Here is a 12863-nt window from a genome sequence, read left to right as displayed (position 1 = left end):
AGCGAGGCGGACGGCGGACTGACGGTGACGATCCAGAAGCCGGCGGCCGTCCCGCTTGGCAAAGCGTGACGCCGGCTTTAGACCTGTTATTAGACGGACAGGGACTTTCCCGGACCTTTAAGGTCAGAGAAAGTCCCTGTTTTTTGCGGCCGGTTGGCCGGGACTTTATGAATAAGCGAGTAAAGAGGCTGCTGCTTCACGTTATAGATTTTCCAAGGGATGATATTGATGTCATATGGAGATGAGATTTGTAGAGTAACACAATGATTGCAGAGTCGGAGAATGGAGCTTGTTGGCAAGGCGGGTCTTGCTTGCAATCTCATATTGCGCACGGGGAAGCGATGTGTTATGATTGAAAGGCTATGGGCACATTTTTTAAAAATGGTTGAGATAACCCATCATAATTTATACTTTAAGTATAGCATGGCGGGATGCCGTTTGTCAAATGAGCCTTCGCAGTTCTTATTAAGATCGCAAGGAGCGTGGTCGGGAAAATGATAGACGCCAAGGATTGGGATCAGGAACGGAAGCGGCTGAAACGGGTTACGGATCAGCTGCGGTCCAGAATCGGCGAGCTGGAGCCGGAGGTGTCCGGCCTGCACGATCAGGTATCGGAGCTTCGGAAGCGGTTCTGGGAGGAAGTCACCGTCAACACTAGCACTCAAGAGGATTTTGAGGAAACGTTCTACAGCATCAAGCAACAGGACGCGCTGTTGTCGGAACGGGAGCGCAGCCACCGCCAGCGCAAGCAGCACTGGAAAAACCTGAATCGGCTGCTTCCCTCTCCCTATTTCGGGCGGATCGATTTTCAAGAGGCGGGTCAGTCTGCGGACGAGCAAGTCTATATTGGCGTCTCCTCCTTCGCCGATACGGACGGCTTGAGCTTTCTGATTTATGACTGGCGTACGCCCATTGCGAGTCTGTATTACGATCATTCACCGGGAGCGGCGGCCTATGAAACGCCGGGCGGTACGGTTGAGGGGAGGATGAAGCTGAAACGCCAATACCAAATCCGCAGCGGCCAGCTTCAACACGTGTTCGACACCAGCCTCACCATCGGCGACGAGTTGCTTCAGCAGGTGCTGGGCAAGGGGGCGGACGCGCAAATGAAGAGCATCGTGGCGACCATCCAAAAAGAGCAGAACGCCATCATCCGCAACGACAGCAGCCGAATGCTGATTGTCCAGGGCGCGGCCGGCAGCGGCAAGACGTCCGCCGCGCTGCAGCGGGTGGCGTATTTGCTCTATACACACCGCGAACGGCTCAGGGCTGACCAGATCGTGCTCTTTTCGCCCAATCCGATGTTTAACAGCTACGTGTCGACCGTGCTTCCCGAGCTTGGCGAGGAGAACATGCAGCAGACGACCTTTCAGGAATATCTTGAATATGGGCTGGGGGCCGCATGGCGTCTGGAGGACCCGTTCGACCAGATCGAATATACGCTGACGGCGGAGTCGGAGCCTGAATACGAGGCGAGGCTGAGCGGAATCCGCTATAAGGCGTCGGAAGCTTACCGGGACGCTATCCAGGGCTATGCGCAGTGGCTGGGCGGAGAGGGGATGCAGTTTAGCGGCATTCGCTTCCGGGGGCGCGATCTGATCGGCGCAGGTGAAATATATTCGCAATTTTACAGCTATGATGCTTCCATCCGTTTGCCCAATCGCATCGTTCTGCTTCAGGAGTGGCTGCTGCGGAGCCTGGATCTGCTGGAACGCAAGGAGCAGGAAGCGGCCTGGGTGCAGGATGAGCTGGATTATCTCGATACAGATCAATATGCCGCCGCCTACAGCGAGCTGCTGGGGAAGTATCAGCGCGAACAGCCGGTCTTTGATTTCACTGCGGAGTATATCGAAGCCTACGGCGACTTTCAGGGGGAGGAACGGGGAGAGGAGAACGTCTTCGATTATGCCGAGCAGGAAGAGGAACTGCTGCGCCGAATGATCGTGAAGAAGCAATTCAAGCCGCTAAGACGAAAGGTGAAGCGGTTGAAATTCGTGGATGTGAAGGGGCTGTACGCTCAGTTGTTCGGCGAGGAGGCAGCTTACCGGAAAATGACGGGCGGCGCCGAAGCGCCTGAGCATTGGCCGGAAATCTGCCGGCAGACCCGGAACAAGCTGGATGGCGGCGAGCTGTTTCATGAGGACGCGACGCCGCTTCTCTATCTCAAGGAGCTGGTTGAGGGGGTTCGAACGAACACCGAGGTGCGGCATGTGTTCGTCGACGAGGGCCAGGACTACTCGCAGTTTCAATACGAATTTCTCAAAAGGCTCTTTCCCCGCGCCCGCATGACTGTGCTTGGTGACTTCGGGCAGGCGATATTCGCCCATTCGACGAATCTGCATGCGGCGGATTCGCCGCTTATCCGGCTCTACGGCGAGGCCGAGACGAGCCTGTATCATCTGGATCGGAGCTACCGCTCGACCCGCGAGATCGTGGAATTCACGAAGGCGCTGCTGCCGGGAGGAGAGCGCATCCTGCCCTTTGAACGAAGCGGCGGGATGCCGCTGCTCACGAAGACGGGAGGCGGCGGACAACGGGTGGCGCGCATCGCTGCGGACCTTGCGAAGCTTGAGGCCGAGGGCTTGGCCGCTATCGCCGTTATCACCAAGACGGCGGCCGAAAGCCGGGAGGCTTATGAAGAATTGATGGCCCAGGGCTGCGGGGAGCTGCGGCTTGTAACCAAGGCGACGCTCACCTTTGAGAAGGGGATCGTGGTCATTCCGGCCTATCTCGCCAAAGGGATCGAGTTCGATGCCGTGCTGATTTACGACGCCTCTGCCGAGGTGTACGGCCGGGAAAGCGAGCGCAAGCTCTTTTATACGGCATGTACGCGCGCGATGCATCGGCTCCTGATCTACACGACCGGGGAATGGACGCCTTATATCCAAGGGATCGGTCCGGATAAATGAGATGACAGCCCAGGCTCCGCGCGGGTGCTCCTACAGCAATTCCCCCCGCTTCTTCAGATACCGGTACAGCGGAATGGCGGACAGGGAGCAGAGCAGGGCGCACAGGCCGATGAACATATAGCCCGCCTGAAGTCCGAGCAGCAGGCCGTCCTCGGCTCCCCGGCTTGCTGCAACAATGTTCTTGATACCGGAAATGATGGCGCCGATCAGATAATTGCCAATGACGCTGGAGACGCCCATCAGGGTGACGATGAACGTAATGGCAGTGTCGCCGCCCCGGCGGTAGCGCTGCGCGATCAGCGCCATGACGGTGGGGTAGATCGGCGCGATGCCGATGCCTGCGGCGGCGAACAGGAACGCTCCCGGCTCGCCCGCCGCGATGCCGGCGAAGGTCAGCAGGCCGGACAGGGCGGAGAAGATGATAACCGACAGCGTAAAACCGATTTTATCGGTGACGGGACCAAGGAACAGCCGGGCGAAAGTGAAGCAGATAAAGAAGACGGACAGCATGCCCGCTGCGGCGGTGCCATCCCAGCCGTAGGCTTTTTCCAGAAAGTTGACCAGCCAGCCTCCCACCGCCATTTCGGAAATGACGCCGAACGACAGAATGGCGATCAGCATCCAGATCACGGGATCGGCGGCGATCGTTCGAAGCGGAATCCGGTCCTCATCCGAATGGCCGCCGTCCGGAAATTTGCCCGCAATGGCCGGAATCATCGGCAGGACGGCCAGCAACAGGATAAGCAGATAGACCTCCCGCCAATCGATAGCCCTGCCGCCAACGGCAAGCGTCATCAGACCCGACGCCATGATCGGCGCCACTGCCGAGCTAAGCCCGTAGAAGAAATGGGCCAGGTTCATCATCATGCCGGTATTGCGGATGAAGATCCGCGCGCCGAGCACGGCCAGCCCGATTTCCAGCATTCCGTTGCCGATATACATCAGGAAGAAGGAGCCAGAGAGTTCGGGATAGCTGCGGGACAAGAAGATCAGTATTCCCGAAAGGACCATGGAACCGAACGCCAGCAGGCATACGGCCTTGATGCCGATTTTGCGGATCAAATGGGCGGTAAAGGAGCAGGCCAGCAAGTATCCGAGTGAATTCAGCGACAGCAGCGTACCGATCTGCCTCTCCTTCAGACCCAGTTCGAGCTGGATGCGGGGAATGGCCGGGCCTTTAATATTCTCGGAGAAGCCAAAGATGAGAAATCCGATGAACACGGTGAGCAGCTGCAGAGTATATATACGTTTGGGAGAAGCGCCGGGAGACGGGGTTGCTGTTGTGGTATTTTCCAAGGTGGTGTTCAATAAGTGCCTCCGTATTTTAAAAAGTAATCAGGCCAGCCGTAATACTGGCAGCCAATCTATCCCATTATACATGGCCCAGCCTGTCCGGGAAAAGCGCCGGCTCCAACCTGATGATTTCGGGTAATCGTGAAACATGCAGCCCCTTCGGCCGTATAGACGGTTCATAGGGCGTATTAGGCGCTGTGGCGGTTATTCGCCGGTTGCTTTCATCGTTTTTGTTAAGGTAGACTGTAATCAGTGTCAAATGCAGGCGAATGGAGAGAGACAATGGAGACATTTAAGCACTTTTTTGCGAATTTGACGGTTCGCAGGTTTGGGATTTTGCTGCTGGTATTCTTACTGCTGTATGGAATCAGGGATATGCTCAACCTGGTGCTGCTGACCTTTCTGATCGCTTACATCATGAACAGCTTTCAGGTGCTGCTGTCCCGAAGCATCGGCAAATACATAAGGGTCAACAGCAAGGTCATTATCATCATCCTCTATCTGGCTATGATTTCAACGCTGGTGCTTGCGCTGGTGCATTATTTGCCCAAAATATTCGTTCAGGTTCGGCAGCTCACCAATTTCCTCATCGCGTTAACCCCGGAGGATATTCCGCAGAACGAGATCGTCCAGTATTTATTCAACACCCTCAAAGGTTTGAATTATGAGACGTATATGAAGAACGGGATCGATTACATAACGACGATCGGCAACTGGGGCACCACGTTCGTTCTGTCGATTATTCTGAGTCTCGTCTTCATTCTCGAGAAGAACCGGATTGTGGCGTTCACTTCGCGGATGAAGCAGAGCAAGGTGGCCTGGTTTTATAATGAACTGGAGTATTTCGGGAATAAATTCGCATTATCCTTCGGTAAAGTCATCGAAGCGCAGATTCTGATCGCGCTGTTCAACACGATTTTTACGGTCATCGGGCTGGTCATTCTCGGGTTCCCGTATCTGTTCGCCCTCGGGATGATGATCTTCCTGCTCAGCCTCATTCCGGTGGCGGGCTTCCTCATCTCGCTCGTTCCGCTCTGCATCATCGGGTACAATATCGGCGGGCTGATGATGGTCGTCTACGTGCTGGCGATGATCGCCGTGCTGCATTTCGTCGAGGGCTACTTCCTGAATCCGAAGCTGATGTCTTCCAAAATGAATCTGCCGATGTTCTATACGTTCATTGTGCTGCTGTTCTCCGAGCATTATCTCGGCATATGGGGCCTCATTCTGGGTATTCCGATCTTTGTGTTCGTGCTCGATATTCTGGAGATCCGGCGGGCCAAGCCGGGGGGCGAGCTTGCGGCCGAGCGCCCTGAGAAGCAGCGGTAAAGTTTCGAAAAGAATGCGCAAGAATCATCTTCTTCCATGCATGAAGCCCCTTCAAGAAGCATCCCGGGTAATTTAAGATACCGGGGGAGACATTCTTGAAGGGGCTTTTTGTCTTTGCGAAAAGCAGCATAAACGGCGCTATTCGGGATCGCCTGGCGCTGACAGAAACAACAATACTGCATTTGAAGATACGGCCAGAGGGTGAAACCAACACCTGGGTTCGCCCGGCCCTTATGTGGAGCGGTTCCTGCTTAAACCTGGTTAACGCTCCTGCTTATAATCTCCGGCACTTCTGCCAGGTAAGCCTCATACTGCTCCTTCGTAATGCTTCCGGAAGCAAGGCGCTGTTCCAGTTGCCGGGCAAGCTGCCTCGTCTGCAGATCAATGACCTGCCGGGCGTCCGCGCCATTCGCTGATGCGATATCCGCAAGCGACTTGCCTTCATGCAAGGAATAGTACAGTTCCTCGCCGGAAGGCTCGTTCAGCGCTTCCAGCAAATCGTCATGCTCCAATGCCCCAGCGGCCAAAGACAGCTTGGCTACCGGGCTTGCGCTGACGTTGCCGCTTCCCCATGTATTTCCTCCGAATGATATGGCTACGATCATTGTTCCGACGATGATGACACGTTTAATGTTCTGTTTGAAATTCATATGTAGTCCCTCATTTCTTCTTTCGTTTATCCGTTAACTAGGAGTACGAGCTACCGTTTCAGCGGTTTCGGCCTTTTTATATTTTACCCGCCGAAACTGACGGGCACCTTAAGCGAGCTTTAAAATTACCTTAAGATTGTGCTCGGAAGCAGCGAGGCCGTCTCTTTTTAATAATCCATACTTGACAGGTAAGATTAATAGGTTTATGATTCGTTCATAACCTTTCAACACTGAATAAATGAACGGTAAAATAACACTTCGAGCCGATTGGACCGCCAAAGGCTCCCGCAGCGCTACCCTCTTATGGGTACGTTCCGGGGGCCTTTTGTGATGTCCTTGCGGCGAGTCTAAGGAGAAAAGGAACTATGGAGAATTTGGATTGGGACGTGCTAGAGGAGGCTGACTGGCTGTTCCGCAAGATGGTCAGAAGGTTCGTGAAGGAACGGGACCGCATTAACGTGGAGGGCATCGCGCTGCCGGGCATGATGATCCTGAACAAGATTATCCGCGAGGGCGAGCAGCGTCTCAGCGATTTGGCGGAGCAGCTGGATCTCACCTCGGGAGCGATCACCGCGCTGTGCGACAAGCTGGATGGGGCCGGGTATACCGTCCGGCGGCGCAAGGAGGGCGACCGCAGAACGGTGCTGCTGGGCATTACGGATAAAGGTCGCGCGATGTTCGAGCGCAACCGCAGTGTCGGCTCGCGATGTATCACGCTTCTGTTCGAGGGCTTCGAACTGGAGGAACTGGCCGCCCAGAACCGGGCGTTCGAGAAGGTGATCGGCAATCTTGAGGGGTTCGCAGAGGCGATCCTGGAGCTTGCCAGCCAGAATGCCGAGGCTCCCGCCCAGGGCAGCCCGGAACGGAAGCAGAACCGGGTAGCGACGCAAAGCCGTTATTTGACCTACTAGATTTCATTTATTTTATAACAAGGGAGACATGAATCATGGGATTTCCAACCGTATATCCGACAGGCGCAACCGTCTACAATCCAGGCAAGGCATGGAGCGGCTACACCGTGTATCAGGCGGGAGAAGAGGGCGTTGTGCTGATCGACATGAACGGCCGCGAGGTACATCTGTGGAAAGGGCTGATCGGCTTTCCGGCCAAGGCGCTTCCGGGCGGCTATGTGCTGGGCAGCACGGGACGCAGAGATCCGAAATTCGGCATTCAGGACAATGTCGATCTGGTGCAGGTGGATTGGGACGGCAATATCGTCTGGAGATACAACAGCTACGAGCATATCGAAGATCCCGGTTATGAGCCGCTGTGGTATGCGCGGCAGCATCACGATTACCAGCGCGAGGGCAATCCGGTCGGCTATTATGCACCGGGCCTTGAACCGGAGGTCTCCAGAGGCACGACGCTGATCCTCGCCCATAAAAATGTGAATAACCCGGACATTTCCGACAAGCAGCTGCTGGACGATGTCATTATCGAGGTTGATTGGGAGGGCAATGTGAAGTGGGAATGGAAGGCGAGCGACCATTTCGATGAGCTGGGCTTTGACGAATCGGCGCGCAACGTGCTGTTCCGCGACCCCAACACCCGATCCTTCGGCCATCTCGGCGGCGGCATAGGCGATTGGCTGCATATCAATTCGGCGTCTTATGTGGGGCCGAACCGGTTCTATGACGAGGGCGACGAGCGGTTTCATCCGGACAATGTGATCTGGGACGCCCGGGAAGCCAACATTATCGCGATCACGGACCGGAGAACCGGCAGCATTGTCTGGCGTCTCGGCCCGGATTATTCCCTGCCGGAAGTGAAGCATATCGGCTGGATCATCGGCCAGCATCACGCCCACATCATACCGAAGGGTCTGCCGGGCGAAGGCAATCTGCTCGTGTTCGACAACGGCGGCTGGGGCGGCTACGGTCTGCCGAATCCCGCCTCCCCGTTCGGCCAGAAGAATGCGATCCGCGATCATTCGCGCATTCTGGAGATCAACCCCGTGACGCTGGAGATTGAATGGCAGTATACCGGAGCGGAAGCGGGCTTCTCGGTCCCGACCGACTCCTATAAATTCTACAGTCCGTATATCAGCTCGGCTCAGCGGCTGCCGAACGGCAACACCTTGATTACGGAAGGCTCCAACGGCCGGCTGTTCGAAGTGACGGAGGATCATGAGATTGTCTGGGAGTACATTTCTCCTTATACCGACAGAAGGAACACGAATATGGTGTACCGCTCCTACCGCCTGCCCTATGAATGGGTGCCGCAGCTTGCGAAGCCGGAAGAGAGAGCGATCGAGCCGATTAACGCCGCACAGTTCAGAGTGCCGGGAGCCGCGCCGAAGGGCAGCGATTCCGTTGTCAGTGTTGCCACTACGCTGCCTTTTGTAGAGGGTGCGGCCTGTGTCGCGACCTCGGATGAAGCCCGGCGCAGCGCCAAATAGATAAGTTGATATCTTCCACAACAAGAAATGACTATTTTACGGGAAACGGATGCTGCAAGCGGGCGGGACGGCCGCCGGGCCTTCAAACTATACAGGCTTGCAAGCTCGCGCAGCCGTTTCCCGACGAAGAGGTGTAGACACTGTGAAAAAAATAAAAAAATTCCGCGTTTCCGCTCTGCTGCTGCTCTTGTCCGGCCTGCTCGTTCTCGCCGGCTGCGGCGCCAAAGGAGAAGCATCGTCTTCTTCCGGCACACCGGAGAAGGAGCTTCTTAAACTGAAAATCGCCGACACCGGCACGAATCCGGTCTTCCGCTTGGCCCTGGCCAAAGGCTTCTTCAAGAATAACGGCATCGACGCCGAGATCGTGAACTTCGGCACGCCGGCCGAAGGCGTCAACGCGCTGTTCATCAAGCAGGTCGATGTTGCGTACGGAGCGGACTTTCCGCTGCTGAACGCCGTCGCCAAAGGCGATTATTCCATTATCGCCTCGGCGGGACAGGCCACCGACGAAGCGGCCGCGCAGTGGAAGCTGTTCGTCCGCGATGATATCAAGAAGCCTGAGGACCTCAAGGGCAAGAAGCTGAGCTTTTTGCGCGGCACCTTCCTGCCCTACCTGTGGGACGAGTATTTGAAGGACGCGGGTGTGAGCCTTGCGGATGCCACATTGGTCGGACAAGGCGCTTTTGACGAAGCGTTTATCGCTCTGAAGCAGGGGGATGTCGACGCGGCCTGGTTCACCGGTTCGGCGCTGGTCGATAAGTTCGAAGGACTTGCCGGAGTGCATCAGCTCAGCGATATGTCCAAGACGAAGGTACGGCTGGGCATGGGCATCGTAACGAACGATGCGCTGGTGAAGGAACATCCCGAAGCCGTGGAAGGCTTCCTGAAAGCGGTCGATGAGGCGGCGGTCTACTCCCAGGCCCATCCCGAAGAGACGGCGGACCTGATGTACAAGGAATTGAAGCAGCCGAAGGAAGCGACGCTGAAGGATCTGCCGAAGAACCCGTGGAAGGTCGGCTTCACGCAGGCGGCCTTCGACAGTCTGGAGAGCCAGAAGAAATACATGGTGGAGAGTGGAATCATCGAGAAGGATTTCGATCTGGCGAGCAAAATCAGTCTGGACCCTCTTCGCAAGGCGCTGCCGGATAAAGTCACATACAATAAGTAGGAGGTGCTTCACCCATGTCCTTGCCCGCACAGCAAAACACCATTCATATCGAAGCTCTGCGCAAGAGCTATAACGAGCAGGCTTCCGGGGATGTCCGCTATATCATCAAGGATGTCAATCTGGTGATCAAGGGCGGTGAATTCTTCATCCTGCTCGGCCCAAGCGGCTGCGGCAAATCGACGCTGCTGAACATTATCGCCGGATTTGTCTCCAAATCCGGGGGGCACCTGCGAATTGACGATGTGGAGGTGAAAGAGCCGGGCAAGGATCGGGCGGTCGTGTTCCAGCAGGCCGATTCCTCCCTGTTCCCTTGGCTGACCGTGCGCGAGAACGTGGAGTTCGGCCTGCGGATGAAGAAGACGCCGAAGCCCGAGCGGCGGCGCATTTCGGACAGCTTCATCGGACTGGTCGGCCTTACGGGACATGAGAACAAGTTCCCGAAGGAGCTGTCCGGCGGCATGAAGCAGCGGGTCCAGCTTGCAAGAGTGCTTGCGGGTGATCCGGCGATTCTGCTGATGGACGAGCCGTTCGGGGCGCTTGACGCCATGACCCGGCGGACGATGCAGAAGGAGCTGATCCGGATTTGGCGCGAAACGAACAAGACTGTCATTTTCGTGACGCATGATATCCAGGAGGCGCTGCTGCTGGGTCAGCGCATCGGCATTATGTCGGTCGGGCCGTCTTCGAATATTACGGATATTTACGATAATCCGCTCTCTTTTCCAAGAGACGAGGCGTCGCCGGAGTTTGGCGAGCTATATAACCAAATTCAAAGCCATTTTGCGAGATAGGGGGACGGGGCAGATGAAATGGATCGAACGCAAATGGGTCTCCGTGAGCATTCTCTGGGTGGCGGCGATTCTGCTCTGGCAGCTTGGGGCGCTTATATACGGGCCGGACGTCATTCCGGGTCCGTGGAGGACGCTTCAGGGCGGCCGCGAACTGGTGATGGACGGCACGTTGATGCAGTATATCGGCATAAGCTTTATCCGCGTGCTCGTCGGCTGGACGCTGGGCAGCCTGCTGGCGATTCCCGTCGGCCTTGCGATCGGCCGGGTGCGGCTGCTCCGGATTTTTGCCGAGCCGTTCCTCAATTTTATCCGGTTTATCCCGCCGATTGCCTTCATCACGCTGTTTCTCGTCTGGTTCGGTATCGGGGAGCAGTCCAAAATCGCGCTGATCATGTACGCGACCTTCTTCATCGTCGTGCTGAATACGCTGACCGGGGTCCTGGCTATGGAGGAGGACAAGCTTCGTTCGGCCCGCAGCATGGGCGCAAGCGAGTGGCAGATTCTGCTGCATGTCATCATTCCGGCAACGACGCCGTATATTTATACGGGGGTTCGATTGGCGATGGGGACGTCGTACATGGCTATAATCGGCGCGGAAATGATCGCCTCGAACGAAGGCGTAGGCTACCTCATCTGGAATTCCCGGTTATTTTTCCGCACGGACTGGATTTTTGTCGGATTGTTCTGCCTGGGATTTATGGGCTTCTTTACGGATCGGCTGTTCGGGTGGTTTGGACGGAAGGTGCTGTACCGTTACGGAGTGGTCGGATCGGCGGTTCGACGGGGTTAGACACTACAGGGCCGAAGATAATAGGGACAAGTACGCATTACAAATTTAGAAAAAGATGGTATAATTCTTTGGAAAAAGGAAACGAAGGGAAGGTATGCTTGTGTTCCCAGATAACCTGAATGCCAAAGAAGCTCCCCAGTGGGAGGAACCTCTCCGCAGTGAAGACGCTCCGCAGGAGTATCAAGGAAGAAGCGCAAAAGCCGCCGAGGCGTCCCGCCAGGGCTCGTCAATGAGCTTTTTTAACGCTTTTGTCGCGCTTGGCACGACGGTTTCCGTCATTATGCTGTTTCTTTGGCTGATGAATCTGATAAGATAGACCTACTTAGACCAGCCAAAAGAAAAGAGGACTGAAGTGGAGCCGACAGCGCAGGATGTGGCGGAATGGATGGTGAAGGAGATCCGTTTCACGGGAACCTTATACCAAACGGATGCAATTGATTATGTAAAAAGGAACTTTGGCGAGCATTTCGTCTTTGTGAACGAGAACGGCAACGCTTCGCTGTCGAAGGAAGTCAAAAAGGCGTTCCGCAAGCTGCATGGAGGACGAATCGCCTGGGACCGGGACGGGTTTCTGTGGGCTTGGACCTGAGGATGCGTCCCGGCCGGACAGACTGCGGCGGAAGAAGCGGCGTGGACCTGAGGATGCGGTCCGGACAGACTGCGGCGGAAGAAGCAGCGCGGACCTGAGGATGCGGCCCGGCCAGACTGCGGCGGAAGAAGCGGCGTGGACCTGAGGATGCGGCCCGAACAGACTGCGGCGGAAGAAGCGGCGCGGGTTACCTTGACGTAGCAGCTTGAGGCAGGCGAGGGGACAGTGCGTATCGGTGCCGTGCCTTGGCGGCCATGCGGAACAAGCTGCGTCTGAGCCGCTGGGCGGCCACCGGCCAGTTGAACATTCTGCTCGCCAAGGGAGCTATGCGGCAAAGGCCGCGTGGATAGAAAATCTCCAGCTGTACCTTCTCCTTGCGGGAGGATACAGCTGGAGATTTTTGCGTGTTGAGTACATAAAGCCTCTCACCTAGCTGGGCCTCTTATCTAGCTGGAAATTCTCCCTTTAATCTGTCTGTCAGAGGCACTTGTCTCGATTTAACTGGAATTGTTCCCTATAATTCTCCGGGTTTCTTCGAAAAGGAGACGGGATGGAAGAATTAGCTTGATAAATTCCTTGTAATTGCCCGGAAGAGCTCATTTAGCTGGAAGTTAGCGGGAGAAATTCCGCCTGTATAAAGCGGCTTGCCTGACTAACCATTTGACAATCTGCTGTACAGCAAGCCGTCTGGAGCCTGGCGGGCTGCTGCGGCACATCCTATGCGGTCTGCTGCCTGGAAGGAGGCTGGCTACACCGGGACCTCTCGGGTGCCCCTCTCCATCGGCGAGCCGCACAGCGGGCAGGGCTTGCGCGCCAGATGGTCCTCAGCGCCCCCGGACTTGACGCGCATCCAGCCCGGGCAGGCGGCGGCCGGGCAGCTCCAGACCGCCACCGACCGGGTGGGGCCGGTGGCTGCATGGGCCGCGCCGTCATTGGGGAGCAGGCC

At 56.2% G+C, this 12863-nt stretch carries 12 protein-coding genes; 9 read left to right on the top strand and 3 right to left on the bottom strand.

Annotated elements, in window-relative coordinates; all coding sequences use genetic code 11:
* Positions 1 to 494: 494 nt before the first annotated feature.
* On the top strand, positions 495 to 2909 hold the full coding sequence (helD, locus tag L692_RS0110410; RefSeq protein WP_036723131.1) for an RNA polymerase recycling motor HelD: 2415 nt from the start codon (positions 495 to 497) through the stop codon (positions 2907 to 2909).
* Between the two features lie 30 nt (positions 2910 to 2939).
* Here the strand turns inward: helD and L692_RS0110405 are convergent, their stop codons facing one another.
* Positions 2940 to 4217 (bottom strand): MFS transporter, encoded by a 1278-nt coding sequence (locus L692_RS0110405; protein ID WP_025699611.1) that lies wholly within the window; start codon positions 4215 to 4217, stop codon positions 2940 to 2942.
* Positions 4218 to 4484: 267 nt separating this feature from the next.
* Here L692_RS0110405 and L692_RS0110400 point away from each other — a divergent pair, with 267 nt between their 5' ends.
* Positions 4485 to 5531 (top strand): AI-2E family transporter, encoded by a 1047-nt coding sequence (locus tag L692_RS0110400; RefSeq protein ID WP_025699610.1) that lies wholly within the window; start codon positions 4485 to 4487, stop codon positions 5529 to 5531.
* A gap of 251 nt (positions 5532 to 5782) precedes the next feature.
* Here L692_RS0110400 and L692_RS0110395 read toward each other — a convergent pair whose 3' ends face one another.
* Positions 5783 to 6181: a hypothetical protein gene (locus tag L692_RS0110395; protein WP_025699608.1), complete on the bottom strand. Its 399-nt coding sequence runs from the start codon at positions 6179 to 6181 to the stop codon at positions 5783 to 5785.
* 365 nt (positions 6182 to 6546) lie between these two features.
* Between L692_RS0110395 and L692_RS0110390 the strand changes: the two genes are divergently transcribed.
* The 7 genes from L692_RS0110390 to L692_RS0110360 all read left to right on the top strand — a co-directional run bounded on the left by L692_RS0110390 (position 6547) and on the right by L692_RS0110360 (position 11917).
* Positions 6547 to 7092, top strand: coding sequence for a MarR family winged helix-turn-helix transcriptional regulator (locus L692_RS0110390; protein WP_025699606.1), 546 nt, complete (start codon positions 6547 to 6549; stop codon positions 7090 to 7092).
* A 35-nt stretch (positions 7093 to 7127) separates the two neighbouring features.
* Positions 7128 to 8579 (top strand): aryl-sulfate sulfotransferase, encoded by a 1452-nt coding sequence (locus L692_RS0110385; RefSeq protein ID WP_025699604.1) that lies wholly within the window; start codon positions 7128 to 7130, stop codon positions 8577 to 8579.
* A gap of 142 nt (positions 8580 to 8721) precedes the next feature.
* Entirely contained in the window at positions 8722 to 9747 is a 1026-nt protein-coding gene (locus L692_RS0110380) for an ABC transporter substrate-binding protein (protein WP_025699603.1), read from the top strand.
* A gap of 14 nt (positions 9748 to 9761) precedes the next feature.
* Entirely contained in the window at positions 9762 to 10538 is a 777-nt protein-coding gene (locus L692_RS0110375) for an ABC transporter ATP-binding protein (protein WP_025699601.1), read from the top strand.
* 13 nt (positions 10539 to 10551) lie between these two features.
* On the top strand, positions 10552 to 11328 hold the full coding sequence (locus L692_RS0110370) for an ABC transporter permease (RefSeq protein WP_025699599.1): 777 nt from the start codon (positions 10552 to 10554) through the stop codon (positions 11326 to 11328).
* Positions 11329 to 11428: 100 nt separating this feature from the next.
* Positions 11429 to 11644 (top strand): hypothetical protein, encoded by a 216-nt coding sequence (locus L692_RS0110365; RefSeq protein ID WP_156940385.1) that lies wholly within the window; start codon positions 11429 to 11431, stop codon positions 11642 to 11644.
* Positions 11645 to 11680: 36 nt separating this feature from the next.
* Entirely contained in the window at positions 11681 to 11917 is a 237-nt protein-coding gene (locus L692_RS0110360) for a DUF6953 family protein (protein WP_025699597.1), read from the top strand.
* Between the two features lie 748 nt (positions 11918 to 12665).
* On the opposite strand, the gene L692_RS28380 is transcribed toward L692_RS0110360, so the two are convergent.
* On the bottom strand, positions 12666 to 12863 hold a 198-nt coding region (locus L692_RS28380), incomplete at its 5' end, for a cold-inducible protein YdjO-related protein (RefSeq protein WP_036723128.1).

The sequence above is a fragment of the Paenibacillus forsythiae T98 genome, assembly GCF_000520735.1.
GTDB classification, from domain to species: Bacteria; Bacillota; Bacilli; order Paenibacillales; family Paenibacillaceae; genus Paenibacillus_AQ; species Paenibacillus_AQ forsythiae.
This window is presented reverse-complemented; position numbering and strand designations above follow the sequence as displayed.